Origin of the sequence: Pelomonas parva (assembly GCF_043555835.1) — a bacterium.
GTDB lineage: Bacteria > Pseudomonadota > Gammaproteobacteria > Burkholderiales > Burkholderiaceae_C > Pelomonas > Pelomonas parva.
This window is the reverse complement of sequence record NZ_JBIGHV010000002.1, coordinates 334,447-351,419: the sequence shown is the minus strand read 5'-3', so window position 1 is coordinate 351,419 and position 16,973 is coordinate 334,447. Positions and strand designations below refer to the sequence as shown.

At 68.8% G+C, this 16,973-nt stretch carries 22 protein-coding genes; 17 read left to right on the top strand and 5 right to left on the bottom strand.

The genetic code is table 11. The annotated features are described in order from the left end of the window. Positions 1–101 precede the first annotated feature (101 nt). Genes fliS through ACG00Y_RS05130 form a run of 4 tightly spaced genes read left to right on the top strand, consistent with a single transcriptional unit; the run spans position 102 to position 2,129 of the window. Positions 102–548, top strand: a complete 447-nt coding sequence (fliS, locus tag ACG00Y_RS05145) for a flagellar export chaperone FliS (RefSeq protein ID WP_394476606.1) — start codon at positions 102–104, stop codon at positions 546–548. A 32-nt stretch (positions 549–580) separates the two neighbouring features. Continuing rightward, positions 581–880 (top strand): flagellar protein FliT, encoded by a 300-nt coding sequence (locus tag ACG00Y_RS05140; RefSeq protein WP_394476604.1) that lies wholly within the window; start codon positions 581–583, stop codon positions 878–880. A gap of 23 nt (positions 881–903) precedes the next feature. Next, positions 904–1,635 (top strand): flagellar brake protein, encoded by a 732-nt coding sequence (locus ACG00Y_RS05135; protein ID WP_394476603.1) that lies wholly within the window; start codon positions 904–906, stop codon positions 1,633–1,635. Next, positions 1,632–2,129, top strand: coding sequence for a pilus assembly FimT family protein (locus tag ACG00Y_RS05130; RefSeq protein ID WP_394476601.1), 498 nt, complete (start codon positions 1,632–1,634; stop codon positions 2,127–2,129). Before ACG00Y_RS05135 ends, ACG00Y_RS05130 begins: the two co-directional genes overlap by 4 nt. A gap of 5 nt (positions 2,130–2,134) precedes the next feature. Here ACG00Y_RS05130 and ACG00Y_RS05125 read toward each other — a convergent pair whose 3' ends face one another. The 3 genes from ACG00Y_RS05125 to fliE all read right to left on the bottom strand — a co-directional run bounded on the left by ACG00Y_RS05125 (position 2,135) and on the right by fliE (position 3,263). Continuing rightward, positions 2,135–2,590, bottom strand: coding sequence for a putative toxin-antitoxin system toxin component, PIN family (locus ACG00Y_RS05125; protein ID WP_394476599.1), 456 nt, complete (start codon positions 2,588–2,590; stop codon positions 2,135–2,137). Beyond that, complete coding sequence (locus tag ACG00Y_RS05120) at positions 2,590–2,841, bottom strand: type II toxin-antitoxin system Phd/YefM family antitoxin (RefSeq protein ID WP_394476598.1); 252 nt, start codon at positions 2,839–2,841, stop codon at positions 2,590–2,592. The genes ACG00Y_RS05125 and ACG00Y_RS05120 overlap by 1 nt, the downstream gene beginning before the upstream one ends. A gap of 95 nt (positions 2,842–2,936) precedes the next feature. Beyond that, entirely contained in the window at positions 2,937–3,263 is a 327-nt protein-coding gene (fliE, locus tag ACG00Y_RS05115; protein ID WP_394476596.1) for a flagellar hook-basal body complex protein FliE, read from the bottom strand. 147 nt (positions 3,264–3,410) lie between these two features. Between fliE and fliF the strand changes: the two genes are divergently transcribed. The 13 genes from fliF (at position 3,411) to fliR (ending at position 14,450) form a co-directional block, all read left to right on the top strand. Then, positions 3,411–5,105 carry a flagellar basal-body MS-ring/collar protein FliF gene (fliF, locus tag ACG00Y_RS05110; RefSeq protein WP_394476594.1) on the top strand — a complete coding sequence of 565 codons (1,695 nt, stop codon included), beginning with the start codon at positions 3,411–3,413 and terminating at the stop codon, positions 5,103–5,105. Positions 5,106–5,113: 8 nt separating this feature from the next. Continuing rightward, positions 5,114–6,109: a flagellar motor switch protein FliG gene (fliG, locus tag ACG00Y_RS05105; protein WP_394476592.1), complete on the top strand. Its 996-nt coding sequence runs from the start codon at positions 5,114–5,116 to the stop codon at positions 6,107–6,109. Between the two features lie 12 nt (positions 6,110–6,121). Continuing rightward, complete coding sequence (locus ACG00Y_RS05100; protein WP_394476591.1) at positions 6,122–6,889, top strand: FliH/SctL family protein; 768 nt, start codon at positions 6,122–6,124, stop codon at positions 6,887–6,889. Next, positions 6,886–8,313 (top strand): flagellar protein export ATPase FliI, encoded by a 1,428-nt coding sequence (fliI, locus tag ACG00Y_RS05095; protein WP_394476589.1) that lies wholly within the window; start codon positions 6,886–6,888, stop codon positions 8,311–8,313. Before ACG00Y_RS05100 ends, fliI begins: the two co-directional genes overlap by 4 nt. A 72-nt stretch (positions 8,314–8,385) precedes the next feature. Then, entirely contained in the window at positions 8,386–8,841 is a 456-nt protein-coding gene (fliJ, locus tag ACG00Y_RS05090; RefSeq protein WP_394476587.1) for a flagellar export protein FliJ, read from the top strand. Between the two features lie 14 nt (positions 8,842–8,855). Further along, positions 8,856–10,052: a flagellar hook-length control protein FliK gene (locus tag ACG00Y_RS05085; protein WP_394476586.1), complete on the top strand. Its 1,197-nt coding sequence runs from the start codon at positions 8,856–8,858 to the stop codon at positions 10,050–10,052. A 113-nt stretch (positions 10,053–10,165) separates the two neighbouring features. After that, positions 10,166–10,762: a flagellar basal body-associated FliL family protein gene (locus tag ACG00Y_RS05080; RefSeq protein WP_394476584.1), complete on the top strand. Its 597-nt coding sequence runs from the start codon at positions 10,166–10,168 to the stop codon at positions 10,760–10,762. Positions 10,763–10,772: 10 nt separating this feature from the next. Then, positions 10,773–11,777: a flagellar motor switch protein FliM gene (fliM, locus tag ACG00Y_RS05075; RefSeq protein WP_394476582.1), complete on the top strand. Its 1,005-nt coding sequence runs from the start codon at positions 10,773–10,775 to the stop codon at positions 11,775–11,777. Next, on the top strand, positions 11,767–12,213 hold the full coding sequence (gene fliN / locus ACG00Y_RS05070) for a flagellar motor switch protein FliN (RefSeq protein ID WP_394476581.1): 447 nt from the start codon (positions 11,767–11,769) through the stop codon (positions 12,211–12,213). The genes fliM and fliN overlap by 11 nt, the downstream gene beginning before the upstream one ends. 64 nt (positions 12,214–12,277) lie before the next feature. Beyond that, the gene (locus tag ACG00Y_RS05065; RefSeq protein ID WP_394476579.1) at positions 12,278–12,601 is read left to right on the top strand and encodes a FliO/MopB family protein; all 324 of its coding nucleotides are present in this window, start codon (positions 12,278–12,280) and stop codon (positions 12,599–12,601) included. Next, positions 12,591–13,334 (top strand): flagellar type III secretion system pore protein FliP, encoded by a 744-nt coding sequence (gene fliP, locus ACG00Y_RS05060; RefSeq protein WP_394476577.1) that lies wholly within the window; start codon positions 12,591–12,593, stop codon positions 13,332–13,334. The genes ACG00Y_RS05065 and fliP overlap by 11 nt, the downstream gene beginning before the upstream one ends. 67 nt (positions 13,335–13,401) lie before the next feature. Further along, entirely contained in the window at positions 13,402–13,671 is a 270-nt protein-coding gene (gene fliQ / locus ACG00Y_RS05055; protein ID WP_394476575.1) for a flagellar biosynthesis protein FliQ, read from the top strand. Between the two features lie 14 nt (positions 13,672–13,685). After that, positions 13,686–14,450 (top strand): flagellar biosynthetic protein FliR, encoded by a 765-nt coding sequence (gene fliR, locus ACG00Y_RS05050; protein ID WP_394476573.1) that lies wholly within the window; start codon positions 13,686–13,688, stop codon positions 14,448–14,450. Positions 14,451–14,668: 218 nt separating this feature from the next. Here fliR and ACG00Y_RS05045 read toward each other — a convergent pair whose 3' ends face one another. Together ACG00Y_RS05045 and ACG00Y_RS05040 are read right to left on the bottom strand one after the other, a co-directional pair. Next, positions 14,669–15,535 (bottom strand): DUF4394 domain-containing protein, encoded by an 867-nt coding sequence (locus ACG00Y_RS05045; protein ID WP_394476572.1) that lies wholly within the window; start codon positions 15,533–15,535, stop codon positions 14,669–14,671. Between the two features lie 121 nt (positions 15,536–15,656). Beyond that, positions 15,657–16,973, bottom strand: a complete 1,317-nt coding sequence (locus ACG00Y_RS05040) for an ABC transporter permease (protein WP_394476571.1) — start codon at positions 16,971–16,973, stop codon at positions 15,657–15,659.

The window sequence follows — 16,973 nt, the reverse complement described above, 5'->3', positions numbered from 1 at the left end:
GGCGCCTGCGGGCGCCTTTTTTAACGCCGCGATGCGGGCTGGCCGCCTCAAGTTCACCGGCCAGAGGCCGAAATTTCAGGTATCCAGCCCAGAGAAGCCTCATGTACGGAAACCCCTCCCCCTTCTCCCCCCGCGTGCAGCGCCCCGGTTCCGCCTACGGCCGGGTCGGCGTCGAGACCGATGTGCTCAGCGCCAGCCCGCACCGGCTCGTGGCCCTGCTGTTCGACGGCGTCATGGAGAGCATGAACCTGGCCATCGCCGCCATCCAGGCGGACAACACCGCCGTCAAGAACAACGCCCTGTGCCGCAGCGTGCGCATCCTGGACGAGGGCCTCAAGGCCGCCCTCAACCTCGACTCCAGCCAGCTTGCCCGCGACCTGCGCGACCTCTATGCCTATGTGTGCATGCGGCTGACCCATGCCAACCTGCACAGCGACGTTGCCGCCATCGAGGAATGCAAGCGCCTGCTCGCCCCGGTGCGCGACGCCTGGGCCACCATCGGCCAGACACCGTCCGCTGCCGACGCCGCCCCGGCCCGCGCCGCCTGAGCCCCCGTCCACGAATCATCCGGGTACCCGCAATGAACTCCGAACTGCTGAACTACTACGAAGCCATCGAGCAGGCCAGCGCCGACATGCTTTCGGCGGCCCGCACCGGCAACTGGGACGAGGTCGTCAAGCTGGAAGGCGCCTGCGTGCTGCTGATCTCGCAGCTCAAGTCCGCCGCCCATCAAAGCCAGCTGGCCGCTGGCGAGTCGCAGCTGAAGACGCGCATCATGCAGCGCATCCTGCTCAATGACGCCGAGATCCGCCACCTCGCCGAGCCGTGGCTGGAGGACTTGGATCACGTTCTGAAGGGTAAAAGCAGACTCGTTCACTGACCGCGAGGCATAACATTCCCGGCATGCCCGCCCCTGAAGTCGCCCCCGAGGAGTTCCGCGTCACCGCGCCTGCCGAAGTCGCCGCCTACCTGCAGCAACTGCAGCGTGGCAACGCCGCCGTGCTGCTGAGCGGCCCGCCGGGTCAGAGCCTGCCCAGCCGCATCTGTGCCTTCGACACCGAAGCCGGCGTGCTGGGCCTGGAGATCGGCGCCGACCCCGAAGGCATCAGCCAGGCGCTGGTGGCCGGCGGCGAGATCACCGCCGTGGCCTACCTGGGCACCATCAAGCTGCAGTTCGAGCTGGACGACACCGTCCTCGTCAGTGGCGAACAGGGCGCCGTGCTGCGCAGCAGCCTGCCCGAGCGGCTGTACCGCTTCCAGCGCCGCCAGTCCTTCCGCGTGCAGCCGGCCGGCAGCGTCTACCCGCGCGTCGTGCTGCCCGGCGCCGTCGAGCCCGGCCGCGCGCTGCGTGTGCTGGACATCAGCATCGGCGGCCTGGCCCTGGCGCTGCCGGCCGACTTCTCTCCCCTGCCCCCAGGCCAGGTCGCCGCCGGCCTCGTGCTGGAGCTGGACCGCATCACCGCGCTGCGCGTCGCGCTGCTGCCCCACCATGCCAGCCCCATCGCCGGCGATGCGCAGGGCATGCTGCAGCTGGGCTGCTCCTTCGTCGACCTCGACCCCGCCGCCAGCCGCTCGCTGCAGGTCTATGTCGACCAGACGCAAAAGCGCCGCCGCCTTCTCAAGCTGGACACATGAGGGCACAACGCGGAGGGGGCAGAGGCTTCACGTTGATCGAGGTGGCCTTCGTGATGGCCATCGTGGCCATCGTCCTCACGGCGGCCGTGCCGAGCTACTCAAACTACCTGGCCAAGCAGCGCCTGCGCCATGTCGCCGAACTGCTGGAGCTGGACCTGCGCCGGGCACGCGCCACCAGCGTGGAGGAAGCGCGCAGCGTGCATGTCAGCTTCCAGAGCGGCCCGCAGTGGTGCTGGGGCGCCAGCCGCCAGGCGCCCTGCAACTGCGCCACCGCCCAGCCGCGCTGCGAGATGGGCGGCATCTCTTATCGGGACCACAAGGGCACGCTGCTGCAGGCCGGCCAGGGCATCCACTTCGAGGCCGGCAAGGGCCGGGCGATGGGCTGGACGCGCATCGGCCTGTCCAACGACCGCAACCAGCAGCTGTTCATCGACCTGAACCCGCTGGGGCGCCCGGCCATCTGCGGGACGGACGCGCGCAAGGGCAGTTGCTGATGCGGTCAGCCAGGGGCTGAGAACAGCGGCAAGGCCAGCGCGGCCGCAGGCGACAGGATGTGCACGCCCCGGGCCTGCAGCGGCGTGGCCAGCACCAGCAAATCCTGATCGCCCGTCACCAGGCAGATCGCCTCGGCCGCCAGCACCGCGTGGATGAACTTGTCGTCCGTGGCGTCGCGGCTGAACTGCAGCGCCGCGATCTGCGCCGGCACCACCACCGGCTCGCTCACCGCGTGCAAGTCGCTCAGCCACTGCCGGCGCCGCTCCATCGACACATAGCGATCAAACTTGGGCCGCCACAGCCGCTGCGACAGCTCGGCGAACGTCGCCTCCGTGAACGCCGGCCGCGCCCGCCTCAACACCTGCCGGGTCAGCAGCGCTGGCGCCCCGAGGGGGCTGAGCAGGCCGCTGATCCAGACATTCGTGTCCACCACCACCGTCGGCCAGGACGGCTGCGCCATCAGCTCTCGTCTGCCAGCAACTGAGCCAGCAGGTCGGGCGACAGCCCGGCGCGCTGGGCTTCAGCCCCGGCCTCGTCCATGGTGCGCAGCAGCCGGTCGGCGTAGAAGGCCCGCATCGCCTCGTAGTCCTCGGCGCTCACCATCACGCCCACCACACGGTCATGGCGCATCACACGCACCGGCTCACGCTGCACCCGGTCCAGGAATTCCCCGAAACGGGTCTTGGCTTCATTGGCGGTATAGGTCTGCATGGCGGCTCCCGGCAAGCTGCCGGCAGTTTACCCGATTCGCCCGAATCGAACGAAACGCGCGATGTCGCTGCAGCCACCGACAGCAGCCGGCCCGCTCAGACCTGCATGTTCATGATCTCGGAGTAGGCCGAGACCAGCCGGTTTCTCACCTGCAGCGTCGCCTGGAAGCCGATCTGCGCCTTCTGCATGGCGACCATGGTCTCCTCCAGGCTAACGGTCGGGTTGTCCAGCTGCACTTCGCGCTGCAGGCGGGACGCCTCGTTCTGCTGCGCGCTGACGTTCTTCAGCGCCTGCGTCATCGCATCGCCGAAGCTGGCGCCCGACGTCGCTGCCGGCTTGGTGGACAGCGGCGTGCCGTTCACCGCCAGCCCCGCCCGGGCGGCGGCCTGAGCGAAGTCGAAGGGGCGCAGCTTCATGTCCATGGGAGCGGACTTTGGCAGCAAGCCCCGCGCACGAAGCACGGAGATGCAGGGCTCGCGTCGGCCACTTCGGCGCTTTCTTGAGGGGGTCGGGCCCGAATAATTTGCGCCATCGGTCGATCCCCGACCTCCCCTGCTGTCTCGCCCTCGATGGACAACGCCCTGAGCGCCCCTGCCGCTGCTGCCCCCGTGATGCTGACGCCGGCCGACGCTGCGCCGAACTTCGTGCAGCGCCTCAACGGCCTGCCGCTGCGCAGCAAGCTGACCATGGGTGCCGGCCTGCTGGCGCTGGCCGGCGCGATGCTGGCCATCACGCTGTGGTCCACCCAGGGCGACTACCGCCCGCTGTACAGCGGCCTGGCCGACAAGGACGGCGGCGAGATCATCAGCCAGCTGTCGGCCCTGAACGTGCCCTACAAGCACCAGGCCGGCGGCACCATCCTCGTGCCGGCCGGTCAGGTGTACGAGGTGCGCATGAAGCTCGCCGCGCAGGGCCTGCCCAAAGGTGGCGGCACGGGTGCTGCCGCCGGCTTCGAGCTGATGGACAAGTCCTCCATCGGCCAGACGCAGTTCGCCGAACGCCTGAACTTCCAGCGCGGCCTGCAGGGCGAGCTGGCGCGCACCATCACCGGCATGGCCGACGTGGCCGACGCGCGCGTGCACCTGGCCATCCCGCAGCAGAACGGCTTCTTCCGCGAGCAGCAAAAGCCCAGCGCCAGCGTGCTGGTGACGCTGCGCGGCGGCCGCACGCTGGACCGCAGCCAGATCGCCAGCATCGTCCACCTGGTCTCCAACGCGGTGCCGGAGCTGCACCCCAAGGCCGTCAGCGTGCACGACCAGACGGGCGCGCTGCTGTCGCAGACCCACGACGCCGCCGCCAGCGGTCTGGACGGCCAGCAACTGCACTACAAGCAGCAGGTCGAGGCAGGCTACAACCGGCGCATCCTGGAACTGCTGGAGCCGGTGGTCGGCCGCGACAACCTGCGCGCCACCGTCACCGCCGACGTGGACTTCTCGCAGACCGAGGCCACCGCCGAGGAGTACCGGCCCAACCAGGGCCCGAACGCCCAGGCCGCCGTGCGCTCCAGCCAGAGCAACGAGTCCAACAACACCAATGCCGGCCTGCCCACGGGCGTGCCGGGTGCGGCCACCAACCAGCCACCCGTGCCGGCCGTGGCACCTGTGAACGGCGCCAGCGCGCCGCTGCAGGCCGCTCAAGGCGGCGCCGGCAACGGCAACAGCCGCCGCGAGCAGGTCACCAACTACGAGCTGGACAAGACCGTGCGCGTGACGCGCGGCGCGGTCGGCAACGTCAAGCGGCTGAACGCGGCCATCGTCGTCAACCACCGCACCACCACCGACGCCAAGGGCAAGACCACCACGCAGCCGGTGTCCGAAGCGGAGACCGCCCGCCTGACCGACCTCGTCAAGGAGGCCATGGGCTTCAGCGCCGAGCGCGGCGACTCGGTCAAGGTCGTCAGCGCGCCCTTCGTCGTCGACAAGACCGAGCCGGTCGACATGCCGCTGTGGAAGCAGCCGTGGCTGCTGGACATCGCCCGCAGCGCCATCGTGCCGCTGGCCTTCGTGGCCATCGCGCTGATCGCCGTGTTCGGCATGATCCGCCCCGCCATCAAGGCCGCCGCACCGCTGCCGCCGCCAGAGAAGCCCGACGCCGTGGACGAACTCGTCGACGATGCGGAACTGCTGCCCGGCGCCGAGGGCCTGCCCAGGCTGGAAGCGCCGCTGCACAACGAAAAGCTTGAGCGCGCCCGCCAATTGGCACGCGACAATCCGGTGGCTGTCGCCAACATCATGCGCGACTGGATTGCGGGAGAGGCCGCCTGAACATGGCCATGGACGACAAAGGCATCGAGAACGCTGCCATCTTGCTGATGTCGCTGGGCGAGGAAGAAGCCAGCGAGGTCTTCAAGCATCTGTCGCCCAAGGAGGTGCAGGCGCTGGGCGAGACCATCGCCAAGCTCAAGGTCATCAAGCGCGCCCAGGTGGAGACCGTGCTCGACAAGTTCGACGCCGTCGCCGAGACGCAGAGCACGCTGGTCACCGACACCGACGAGTACGTGCGCGCCGTGCTGCGCAAGGCCCTGGGCGAGGACAAGGCCAACCTGCTGCTGGACCGCATCCTGCAAGGCAGCGACGTGTCCAGCATCGAGAGCCTGAAGTGGATGGACGCCGCCAGCGTGGCCGAGCTGCTGCGCAACGAACACCCGCAGATCATCGCGGCCATCCTCGCCCACCTGGACTTCGATCAGACCAGCCAGGTGCTGCGCAACTTCACCGAGCGCGGACGCAACGAGGTGCTGATCCGCATCGCCACGCTGGACGGCATCCAGCCGACGGCGCTGAAGGACCTCAACGAGGTCATGAGCCAGATCCTGGCCGGCGGCGAGCGCATGAAGAAGAGTTCGCTGGGCGGCGCCAAGACGGCGGCCGAGATCATCAACATGATGGGCTCCAGCGTCGAGGCCTCGGTGTTGGACTACATCCGCGAGGCCGATGCCGACCTGGCCCAGAAGATCATGGACAACATGTTCACGTTCGACGACGTGAGCAAGATCGACGACAAGGGCATCCAGTCCATGCTCAAGGAAGTGCAGAGCGAGAGCCTGGTCGTGGCACTCAAGGGCGCCAGCGCCGACCTGCGCGAGAAGATCTTCCGCAACATGTCCACCCGCGCCGCCGAGACGCTGCGCGAGGACCTCGACTCGCGCGGCCCGGTGCGGCTGTCGGAGGTGGAGGCCGAGCAGAAGGAAATGCTCAAGATCGTGCGCCGCCTCGTCGACGAAGGACAGATCGTGTTGGCGGGAGGCGGCGACGACCAGTTCGTCTAACCTCCAACGATCATGGCCACCCGCCCCCCACCCCGACAAGTCCCGCCCCCCGACCGCCGCGAGAACGAGCGCCGCAACAGCTACGCCCGCTTCATCCCCGGCGAGGAGTTGCACGGCGCCAAGGCCTGGAGCATGGACAACCTGGGCGGCGCCGCGCCCGCGCCGTTCAGCCCAGCCAAGCCCGCCGCCCCGGCGCCGGCCGCCGCGCCGGTCCAGCCACCGCCGCCGCCCGAGCCCAGCGTGCAGGAGCTGCTGCACGCCGCTCGGCAAGGCGGCTACCAGGACGGTTACCGCGACGGCATGGCCGCACTGGATGCGTTCAAGCACAGCTTTGCGCAGCAGATCAGCGCCCAGGTCGGCCAGGTGGTGAAGAACTTCGATGCCGAGATGCAGGCACTGGAGGGCGACATGGCCCAGGCCATCGCCCGCATCGCCGTCGAGCTGGCCCGCCAGGTGGTGCGCAGCGAGTTGCAGCAGCGCCCCGAGCTGATCGCGCGCGTGGCGCACGACGCCGTCGAGGCGCTGCAGCTGTCGGCCCGCCATGTGCGCGTGCGCGTCCACCCCGACGACTTCCCGCTCGTGCAGGAAGGCGCCGGGGCCGAACTGGAGGCCCGCGAGGCCCAGCTCATCCCCGACGCCGAGGTGGCGCGCGGCGGCGTCAAGATCGACGCCGATGTCGCCAGCGTCGACGCAACCATCGCCACGCGCTGGCAGCAGACGGTCTCGGCCATCGGCCAGACCTCGATCTGGGAAGACCGTCGCGGCAGCGAGGACGAATGACCTCCGAACGCACCGCCCGCTGGCAGCAATACCTCGCCGACCTGGAGACGCTGGCCAGCAACGCCGCGCCGCTGGAGTGCCAGGGCAAGCTGGTGCGCGTGGCCGGCCTGGTGCTGGAAGCCACTGGTATCAAGGTGCCGCTGGGCTCGGTCTGCCGCATCCAGATGCCCAGCAGCGGCAACAACCCGCGGCGGGGCTCGCCGCCGGTCAATGCCGAAGTCGTCGGCTTCTCGGGCGACCGCGCCTACCTGATGCCCACCGACGAGGTGCAAGGCCTGTCCAGCGGTGCCACGGTCGTGCCGCGCCACCTGCCGCCGCTGGCGCCCAGACTGGGTCAGCCGCTGCACCCCTGGCGCCGGGGCGAGGACCGCGGCCTGCACCTGCCCATGGGCGACGGCCTGCTGGGCCGCGTCGTCGACCCGCACGGCCACCCGCTGGACCGGGGCGGCGAGCTGACCGACATCCACAACGAACCGATGGTGCGGCGCCCGATCAACGCGATGGACCGCGACCCGGTGCGCACACCGCTGGACACCGGCGTGCGCGCCATCAACGCGATGCTGACCGTCGGCCGCGGCCAGCGCCTGGGCCTGTTCGCCGGCACCGGCGTCGGCAAGTCGGTGCTGCTGGGCATGATGGCGCGCTACACGCAGGCCGACGTCATCGTCGTCGGCCTGATCGGCGAGCGCGGCCGCGAGGTGAAGGAGTTCATCGAGGACATCCTCGGCGACGAGGGCCGCCAGCGCAGCGTCGTCGTCGCCGCGCCCGCCGACGCGCCGCCGCTGATGCGCATGCAGGGCGCGCACTACGCGACGGCCATCGCCGAGCACTTCCGCGACCAGGGCCGCCATGTGCTGCTGCTGATGGACAGCCTGACCCGCTACGCGATGGCGCAGCGCGAGATCGCGCTGGCCATCGGCGAGCCGCCGGCCACCAAGGGCTATCCGCCCAGCTGCTTCGCCAAGCTGCCGCAACTCGTCGAGCGTAGCGGCAACGGCCTGCCCGGAGAAGGCTCCATCACCGCCTTCTACACGGTGCTGACCGAGGGCGACGACCCGCAGGACCCGATCGCCGACGCGGCGCGCGGCATCCTGGACGGCCACATCGTGCTGAGCCGCGACCTCGCCGAGGCCGGCCACTACCCGGCCATCGACATCGAGCGCTCCGTGTCGCGGGTGATGACCAGTGTTGCACCCCAAAACCAGGTCGATTCCGCGCGTCGCTTTCGCCAGCTTCTGGCGAAATACAACAAGGCCCGCGACCTGATCCAGCTTGGCGCCTACGCCCCCGGGGCGGACCCCGAGCTGGACACGGCCGTGCGCCTGCATGCCGACATGACGCGGCTGCTGCAGCAGGACATGCACAGCCCGGCACTTCTTCACGCCAGCGTCAGCCAATTGCAGGCCGTGGTCCAGGGCGCCTAACCTTTCCGGTCGGGCCGCCGATATCGACTTGAGCGCCTGACCGCCGTGCCAGGCGCTGCGCCGGAGTAGTTCATGAGTGAAGCCGCGACCGATACCCTGAGCCTGCTGCTCGAACGCGCCGAACGCGAGCGCGACGCCGCCGCGCGCGTACTGCACACCGCCGGCCAGCAGGCCGAGGCTGCCCACGCCCAACACGGTGAGCTGTCGGGCTACCGCCAGGACTACCAGCAGCGCTGGACGCAGAGCTTCGCGCGGGGCACGACGATGAGCATCGTCGGCTGCTACCAGAGCTTCGGCCAGCGGCTGGACCAGGCCGTCACCACGCAAGGCCACGTCGCCAGCCACGCCGAGCAGCGCCAGGTGCGCGCCCGCGAGGCGCTGCAGCAGGCCGAGCTGCGCGTGGCCGCGCTGCGCCAGCTGATCGCCCGCCGCCAGGCCGACGCCGCCAAGGCCGCCCAGCGCCGCGAGCAGCGCGCCACCGACGAGTTCGCCGCCCGCGCCCATCTGCGTCGCACCGCCCACGCCTGAGACCGGACGCCGCCATGCTTGCCCAGAACATCGCCCCCAAGCCGACCGCCCTGCCGCCTGCCGTCCAGCCTTCGCTGCCCGCCAACAGCGCCGGCGGCCCCAGCTTTGCCCAGTTCCTGACCGAGCAAGCCCCGCCGCCCGCACAGCCTGATGCCGAGGCGCCGGAGCCGGAAGCGGCGGCCGACGCCGCAGCGCCCCAGGCCGCGCCGGTGCGCCGTGCACCCGTTCCCGCCAAGCCGTCCGGCCAGGCCCGCACGCCGGACGCTGCGGCCAAGGTCGAGCCCAAGGCCGACGCGAAGACCGAGGCGGCCGCCACGAGCGAAGCCATCGCGTCCCCGGACGAGGACTCGCCCGACACGCCGGAGCTGAAGGAGTTCACGCAGCTCATCGGCATGAGCGCGCCCACGGCCATCCCGCCCGACGCGGCGGCTGCCGCAGCAGACGGCCAGCGCGCCGCGCGGCGCGGCCGGCTCGACGCGTCCGCCGACGATGCCGCAGCGGGCCGCAGCGCTGCCCGCGGCCCGGTGGATGCCGCCGCCGATGCGGGCCAGACACCGCATCCCAAGGGCGCCGACCGTCTGGCCGCTCAGGCCGCCCAGGCCGACGAGCGATCCGCCCGCAGCGACGCGCTGCAGGCCGCGTCGTCCTCCCGCGAAGCCACGCAGGACGCCCTGCCCGCCGCCGCGCAGTCCCAGCCCGGCGCGCCCAGCTTTGCCGCCGTGCTGAGCCAGGCACTGCCCACCCTGCCCGGCCAGGCCGACGCCGCTGCCACGGCCACCACCCGCGCCGCGTTGCACGAACCGCTGCACAGCGCCGCCTTCGCGCCGGAGCTGGGCACGCGCGTCAGCCTGCTGGCGGTGGACGGCGTGCAACATGCCGAGCTGCAGCTCAACCCGGCCGACATGGGCCCGGTGTCGGTGCAGATCGTCGTGGACGGCAACCAGGCCCAGGTGTCCTTCCACGCCCTTCAGGCCGAGACCCGCCAGGCGCTGGAGCAGAGCCTGCCTGACCTGGCCGCCGCGCTGCAGGGCCAGGGGCTGACGCTGTCGGGCGGCGGCGTCTTCCAGCAGGCTTCGCGTGATGCGGATCAAAGCCGCGACGGGACGAATGCAGGCGGCGGAACACGCACCACAGGCAGCAGCAACGAGCCCGACGGCGCCACCGCCGCACCCGCTCGCCGCACGATCGGCCTGCTCGACACATTTGCCTGAACCGGAAATAGCAACGCTGCGGACCAGCTAATCCCCGCTTGCCCGGCAGGCCCGGGGTCAATAATCGGCCGCAATGCCGCCCATCCGTGGGGCAAGACGTTCAAGGAGTTCTCATGGCGACTGCGCCGGCTGCCGAAGCTGTCGCCCCCACCAAAGGCGGGGGCAAGAAGAAGCTGTTCATCATCATCGGCGCCGTGCTGGCGCTGGTGCTGGTGGGCGGTGGCGCGGCCGTCATGCTGCTGAAGAAGAAAGCGCCGGCCGAGGGCGAGGAGGAAAGCGCCGAGACCGAAGAGGTGGCGCCCAAGGCGAAGGCCAAGCCCAAGAGCGACCAGCCACCCACCTTCGTGCCGCTGGACCCGTTCACCGTGAACCTGGCGGACAAGGACGTGGACCGCTTCGCGCAGATCGGCGTCACGCTGCAGGTCGACGACCCCAAGTTCGCCGACCAGCTCAAGGCCTACATGCCCGCCATCCGCAGCAACATCCTGATGGTGCTGTCGCACAAGACCGCCATCGAACTGCTGACCCGCGAAGGCAAGGAAAAGCTCGCCAAGGACATCATGCGTGAAGCGGTGCGCCCCATGGGCATCGAGCTGGAGGACGAGGAGGAGGAGCCGCCCGCCGACGCCCCGAAGAAGAAAAAGAAGAAGAAGGTCGCGGTCGAAAGCCCGATCAGCGAAGTCCTGTTCTCCAACTTCATCGTGCAGTGACGGATCGGCCATGAATCAGCAGATCCTTTCGCAAGACGAAGTCGATGCCCTGCTGCAAGGCATCACCGGCGAGAGCCAGAAGCTCGAACAGGAAGAGGAGCAGGTCGGCGGCATACGCGAGTACAACCTCGCCAGCCAGGAACGCATCGTCCGTGGGCGCATGCCCACAATGGAGATCATCAACGAGCGGTTCGCGCGCAACATCCGCGTGGGCTTGTTCAACTTCATCCGCAAGAGCCCCGAAGTCGCCATCGGCGGCATCAAGGTGCAGAAGTACAGCGCCTTCCTGCGCGAGATCGTCGTCCCGACCAACTTCAACATCGTCTCGGTGAAGCCGCTGCGCGGTTCGGGCCTGATCGTCTGCGACCCGACGCTGGTGTTCGCCGTCATCGACAGCCTGTTCGGCGGCATCGGCAAGTTCCACGCCCGCATCGAGGGCCGCGACTTTTCGCCCACCGAGCAGCGCGTCATCACGCGCATCGTCGAGGTCATCCTGGCCGAATACCACAAGGCCTGGAAGGGCATCTATCCGCTGGAGCTGGAGTACCAGCGCTCGGAGATGCAGCCCCAGTTCGCCAACATCGCCACGCCCAGCGAGATCGTCGTGTCGACGTCGTTCACGCTGGAGATCGGCGAGACCAGCGGCACCATCTACTTCTGCATCCCGTACTCGACGCTGGAGCCCATCCGCGACGTGCTGTACTCCACGACGGTGGGCGACTCGTCCGAGCCCGACCGGCGCTGGATCAACCTGCTGAAGACGCAGATCCAGGCGGCCGAGGTCGAGCTGGTCGCCGAACTGGGCACAGCGCCGGCCACGGTCGAACAGTTGCTGGCCTTCAAGCCGGGCGACTTCATCGAACTGGATCTCGAGCCCATGATCCAGACCAAGGTGGACGGCGTGCCGGTCTTCCAGTGCAACTACGGCACGTCCAACGGCAAGTACGCCCTCAAGATCGACAAGATGCTGACCGGCTCCCAGGAGAGCTGGTTGGGAGCCAAACATGAGTCCTGATTCACCCAGCCAAGAAGAACAGGACGCGATGGCGGCCGAGTGGGCCGCTGCGCTGGCCGAGGCCGCGCCCGCGCCGTCCACATCGACCGAAGTCGCCACCGAGGTGCCGGAGCAGGTCTCCACGCCCAACTTCGCGAACTTCTCACCCACCATGTCGGGCGGTCCGGCCGGCGACATCAACATGATCCTGGACATCCCCGTCCAGTTGACCGTTGAGCTAGGCCGCACGCGCATCCCGATCAAGAACATCCTGCAACTCGCCCAGGGCTCGGTCGTGGAGCTGGACGCGCTGGCCGGCGAGCCGATGGACGTGCTCGTCAACGGCTACCTGATCGCCCAGGGCGAGGTGGTGGTGGTCAACGACAAGTTCGGCATCCGGCTGACGGACATCGTCACGCCGTCGGAGCGGATGCGCCGCCTTTCCAAGGCCGCATAACGACGGGTTAAACGGGGCTGTTGAGGGGATTGCCGCCTCAAGTCGCTCCGCAAAATGCCGAGGCATGAATGCTTCCGGCCTGCTCCCCTTCCTCTGGTTTCTCGGCATCGTCGCGCTGATCCCGGTCGCGCTGTGGCTGCTCAAGCGCACGCCGATCGGCGGCTCGGCGGCGGCTGGCGTGCTGCGCATGGTGGCGCAACTGCCCACCGCGCCCAACCAGCGCCTGCTCGTCGTCGAGGTGGGCCAGGGCGATGACCGCCGCTGGCTGGTGCTGGGCGCCACGGCGCAGAGCATCACGACGCTGCATGTCCTGCCGCCGCAGGCCGAGCCGGTGGCGCCGGCTTCGTTCGCCAAGCTCCTGAGCAAGGAGCGCGGCAATGCAGCGTAAGTTCCTGCTGGGTCTCGGCCTACTGGCAGCGGGCAGCGCCTTCGCGCAAGGCCAGACACCGCCGGCCACGCTGCCGCTGCTGGTGGGCCAGGGCGCGGGCGCCAGCTACTCGGTGCCCATCCAGACGCTGCTGTTCTTCACGGCCCTGGGCTTCCTGCCGGCGGTCATCCTGATGATGACGGCCTTCACGCGCATCGCCATCGTGCTGAGCCTGATGCGCCAGGCGCTGGGCACGCAGGCCGCGCCGCCCAACCAGGTCATCATCGGCTTGAGCCTGTTCCTGACCTTCTTCGTCATGAGCCCGACGCTGGACAAGGTCTATGCCGACGCCTGGCAGCCCTACACCACCGGCGCCATCCCCTTCGACGAGGCCTTGAAGCGCGCCGAGGTGCCGATGCGCGGCTTCATGCTCAAGCAGACGCGCCAGGCCGACGTGGCGCTGTTCTCGCGCCTGGCCAAGCTGGACGCCAGCATCAAGCCGGAGGACGTGCCCTTCAAGGTGCTGGTGCCGGCCTTCGTCACCAGCGAGCTGAAGAGCGCCTTCCAGATCGCCTTCCTTATCTTCATCCCCTTCCTCGTCATCGACATGATCGTGGCGAGCGTGCTGATGAGCCTGGGGATGATGATGCTGTCGCCGGTGCTTGTCGCCCTGCCCTTCAAGCTGATGCTGTTTGTGTTGGCGGATGGGTGGAACCTGCTGCTCGGCTCGCTGGCTGCTTCTTTCGTCACCTGAATCCGCTGACTTGCGGGACAGACCGCCCGAGCGAAGCGAGTAGCTCTGTCCCCAACTGACTAAGACCATGGATGCACAACAAGTCTTCACCTTCGGCCAGCAAGGCCTCTACATGCTGATGCTGGTGGCCGCGCCCATCCTGATCGTCGTGCTGCTCGTAGGCACGGTCATCAGCGTGATCCAGGCGGCCACGCAGATCAACGAGGCGACGCTGTCCTTCGTGCCCAAGGTCATCGCAGCGGTGCTGACGCTGATGGTGGCAGGGCCGTGGATGTTGACGACGCTGGTGGAGTACATCCAGCGGACGTTGATGACGATTCCGTCCGTCGTGGGCTGAGGGCCGACCCGCGGATGTTCAGCGTCACAGAGGCCCAGCTGCTGGAGTGGCTCAACCCCCTCCTCTGGCCCTTCATCCGCACACTGGCCCTGTTCGCCGGCATGCCCACCTTCAGCCAGCGGGCCGTGCCGCTGCGTGTGCGCATCGGCCTGGCGTTCTTCGTCGCCGTCGCCGCCCAGCCGTCGCTGCCGGCCATCCCGCCCACCCCGCTGGACTCGTTGCCCGCCCTCACGCTGCTCGTCGCGCAGCAACTGCTGATCGGCCTGGCCATGGGGTTTGCCGTGCGCATCGTCTTCGCGGCGCTGGAGTTCGCGGGAGAGCTGATCGGCCTGCAGATGGGCCTGAACTTCGCCGGCTTTTTTGACCCCAGCACCGGCGCCCAGGGCACGGCCAGCGCGCGCTTCTTCGGCACGATGGTGGCGTTCCTGTTCATCGCCATCAACGGCCACCTGCTGCTCATCAACGCGCTGGTGCAGAGCTTCCACGCCTTCCCGGTCGGCGCTGAGCCGTTCGCCTTCCTGCGCGCGACACAACCGCAGAAATGGGGCGCCGAGATCTTCAGCATCGGCCTTTGGATCGCGCTGCCGCTGATCACGATGCTGTTGTTCGTCAACCTCGTGCTGGGCGTGATCTCGCGTGTCGCGCCGCAGATCGGCGTCTTCTCGGTCGGCTTCCCGCTGACCATCAGCGTCGGCCTGATCGGCATGGTCGCCACGCTGCCGCTGATGCAGACGCCCTTCACCGTGGCGTTGGAGCGTCTGCTTTCCGCTTTCAATTAGGCCGTATTCGGGCCGAGCGCCGGGCCTGCCATTGGCCAGAGGCCAATGGCCTTCCGTAGGCACAAGCAGTCCGCAGGGACTGCTTGTGTCCGACTCCAGTTCACCAAGCCGGCCCGCTTGGCGATGTGCGAGCGGGGCGTTCCCCGCGAGCGTCGCCGTCCCCTTGGGGGACCGGCCAGCCTTGCCGGCGTGCAGCCGCGCAAGACTGGACGAGGGGCTCACCGAGCCTTGCGGCGGAGTGCGGCCAAGCCCAGCAGGCCCAGGCCCATCATGGCGTAGGTGCCCGGCTCCGGCACGGCGCTGACGGTCAGGCCCGACAGCGTGCCGTTGTAGGTGCCGATCAGCGTGGCGCTGCCCGTGCCCAGGTCGATACCGTAGATGCCGGTCGCCAGCGAGGTACCAGCGTCGACGTTCAGCGCCGCATAGGCCATGCCGTTGCCCAGCACCTCAAAGCCGTTGGCCTTGAGCACGTCCACGCCCAGCGCGCCCACCGTCGTGATGGTGGGCGTGTTGAAGGCCGTGGGCGCCATGGCCAGCGTGTCGGTGGTGGAGTCGATGTAGTACAGCGCGGTGCTGGCCGGCGCGGCGGCAGGCATCAGCATCGTGTTGCTGTAGCCAACAGCGGTGTAGCCGGCAGCGATCTTGTTGGCGGCGTTGCCGACAGCGCCGGTGGCGGCGTTGATGGCGTAGTTGTCGCCGGCCGAGCTGACCAGGCGCAGGGACGCCGCCGTGCCGAAGTCGGCCACCGGGTTGAAGTCGATGCCGTAGCCGAGGTTGGCCTGGATGACGGGGCTGGACAGCGCCGTGACCCAGGTGGCCGCGCCGGTCATTTCATCGACGGTGTAGAGCTGATTGGCCAGACTGACCCCGTAGATCTTGCCGTCCTTGGGGCGGGCGTCGATGCCGACGAGGCGGTCGCCGGTCATAAGGCCCGTGATGTCCATGTTCATCGCGCCAGCGATGTTGGCGGTGTCAATGCGGCTGAGCTGGTTCTGGCTGTTCAGGCCGATCAGCGTGACGGCCTGGGACGAGGCGCAGGCCAGCAGCGCGGCGGCACCGAGGGCGGAACGGAGGGAGAAGGTCATCGCGAAACTCCTGGTTGGGAAGGTGGGAGAGGGAGACACCCCAGCTACGACCAGGAACGGCGTGACGGATGCACGTTCTTTCAATAACCCCCTAACTTGTCTGCATCCAGATCCGATCGGCTCATGCCTCGCGCAACGCCGTCGTCACGGGCAGGCTGGCCGCCCGCACCGCCGGGAACAGCCCGCCGATGAAGCCGATGGCCAGCGCCCACTTGATGCCCTCCCACAGCAGCCCCGGCGACACGGCCAGGTTGAAGCTGAGCTTGCCGACCGCGCCGGCCGACATCGTCGAGGCCTCGTAGCCATTGAACAGCAGCCAGGCCACGAAACCGCCGACCAGGCCGCCAATCAGCGCCAGCAGCGTCGTCTCCAGCATCACCGCCACGACCACCGGCAGGCCACGAAAGCCGATGGCACGCAAGGTGGCGATCTCGCGCGCCCGGGTCGCGACGGCGGCGAACATCGTGTTCAACGCGCCGAACACCGCGCCCACGGCCATGATGCCGCCGACCGTGAGGCCGATGATGCGCAGCATCTTGGTCATGCCCTCGGACTGCTTGGCAAAGAACGCCAGCGTCGTCGTCGCCTTGACCTTGAGCTGCGGGTTGCCTTCCAGCGCCGCACTGAAAGCCTTGACGGCTGCCGCGTTCTCCAGCTTGACCGTGGCCGAGTTGCGCGCCGCGCCGCGCTTGTAGGCGTCGTTGACGACATTCGCATCGGCCCACAGCTCGGACTCCATCGCGTCGCCCGAGGCGAAGACGCCGACGATGGTCCACGGCTGGTTGCCCAGCTTCAGGCTGGCGCCGACCTTCAGCCCCTCGAACTGCCGCACCGCGCCCTTGCCGACGATGATCTCGCGCAGGCCCGGCTGGAAGGACTTGCCTTCGACGATCTTGACATTGGGGCGCACGGCAAAAGCAGCCTCGCCGATGCCGCGCACCTGCGCACTGCCGGTGTCGGCGGTCTCGCTGCCCCGCACCGGCAGGTTGGCCGCCACCACGGTCTCGGCCGAAAGGATGGGCTCACCCTTGGCATTGCGCGCCACGCCGGGCGCCTGCTCGATCTGCACGATGTCCTCGCGGCTCAGCGAGGACGAGACCTCGTTAGCCGACGCGCCGCGCATGACGATGGCCGTGTCCTCGCTGCCCGAGTTGCGCAGCGTCTGTGCATAGCCCTCGGCCATGGCCAGCAGCGCCACCAGCACGCCCACCACGCCGGCGATGCCGACGACGATGACGGCCGACGAACCGATGCGCTGCGTCAGCGTGCTGATGCCCACCGCCGTGACCGAGCGTGCCTGCGCGCCGCTGCGGAACAGCAGCATCCAGAGCGCCAGCAGCACGGCCAGCGCCAGGGCGCCGTACCAGGGCACGAGCACCCAGCCCGCGAGCAGCACAACCATCAACAGCACAAGTCCGAAGTTCTTCAGGAATTTCAT

Excerpts from the sequence above, each read along its gene's own strand:
- fliS (WP_394476606.1), top strand. The coding sequence starts at position 102 with ATGTACGGAAACCCCTCCCCCTTCTCCCCCCGCGTGCAGCGCCCCGGT.
- ACG00Y_RS05140 (WP_394476604.1), top strand. The coding sequence starts at position 581 with ATGAACTCCGAACTGCTGAACTACTACGAAGCCATCGAGCAGGCCAGC.
- ACG00Y_RS05135 (WP_394476603.1), top strand. The coding sequence starts at position 904 with ATGCCCGCCCCTGAAGTCGCCCCCGAGGAGTTCCGCGTCACCGCGCCT.
- ACG00Y_RS05130 (WP_394476601.1), top strand. The coding sequence starts at position 1,632 with ATGAGGGCACAACGCGGAGGGGGCAGAGGCTTCACGTTGATCGAGGTG.
- ACG00Y_RS05125 (WP_394476599.1), bottom strand. The coding sequence starts at position 2,590 with ATGGCGCAGCCGTCCTGGCCGACGGTGGTGGTGGACACGAATGTCTGG.
- ACG00Y_RS05120 (WP_394476598.1), bottom strand. The coding sequence starts at position 2,841 with ATGCAGACCTATACCGCCAATGAAGCCAAGACCCGTTTCGGGGAATTC.
- fliE (WP_394476596.1), bottom strand. The coding sequence starts at position 3,263 with ATGGACATGAAGCTGCGCCCCTTCGACTTCGCTCAGGCCGCCGCCCGG.
- fliF (WP_394476594.1), top strand. The coding sequence starts at position 3,411 with ATGGACAACGCCCTGAGCGCCCCTGCCGCTGCTGCCCCCGTGATGCTG.
- fliG (WP_394476592.1), top strand. The coding sequence starts at position 5,114 with ATGGACGACAAAGGCATCGAGAACGCTGCCATCTTGCTGATGTCGCTG.
- ACG00Y_RS05100 (WP_394476591.1), top strand. The coding sequence starts at position 6,122 with ATGGCCACCCGCCCCCCACCCCGACAAGTCCCGCCCCCCGACCGCCGC.
- fliI (WP_394476589.1), top strand. The coding sequence starts at position 6,886 with ATGACCTCCGAACGCACCGCCCGCTGGCAGCAATACCTCGCCGACCTG.
- fliJ (WP_394476587.1), top strand. The coding sequence starts at position 8,386 with ATGAGTGAAGCCGCGACCGATACCCTGAGCCTGCTGCTCGAACGCGCC.
- ACG00Y_RS05085 (WP_394476586.1), top strand. The coding sequence starts at position 8,856 with ATGCTTGCCCAGAACATCGCCCCCAAGCCGACCGCCCTGCCGCCTGCC.
- ACG00Y_RS05080 (WP_394476584.1), top strand. The coding sequence starts at position 10,166 with ATGGCGACTGCGCCGGCTGCCGAAGCTGTCGCCCCCACCAAAGGCGGG.
- fliM (WP_394476582.1), top strand. The coding sequence starts at position 10,773 with ATGAATCAGCAGATCCTTTCGCAAGACGAAGTCGATGCCCTGCTGCAA.
- fliN (WP_394476581.1), top strand. The coding sequence starts at position 11,767 with ATGAGTCCTGATTCACCCAGCCAAGAAGAACAGGACGCGATGGCGGCC.
- ACG00Y_RS05065 (WP_394476579.1), top strand. The coding sequence starts at position 12,278 with ATGAATGCTTCCGGCCTGCTCCCCTTCCTCTGGTTTCTCGGCATCGTC.
- fliP (WP_394476577.1), top strand. The coding sequence starts at position 12,591 with ATGCAGCGTAAGTTCCTGCTGGGTCTCGGCCTACTGGCAGCGGGCAGC.
- fliQ (WP_394476575.1), top strand. The coding sequence starts at position 13,402 with ATGGATGCACAACAAGTCTTCACCTTCGGCCAGCAAGGCCTCTACATG.
- fliR (WP_394476573.1), top strand. The coding sequence starts at position 13,686 with ATGTTCAGCGTCACAGAGGCCCAGCTGCTGGAGTGGCTCAACCCCCTC.
- ACG00Y_RS05045 (WP_394476572.1), bottom strand. The coding sequence starts at position 15,535 with ATGACCTTCTCCCTCCGTTCCGCCCTCGGTGCCGCCGCGCTGCTGGCC.
- ACG00Y_RS05040 (WP_394476571.1), bottom strand. The coding sequence starts at position 16,973 with ATGAAATTCCTGAAGAACTTCGGACTTGTGCTGTTGATGGTTGTGCTG.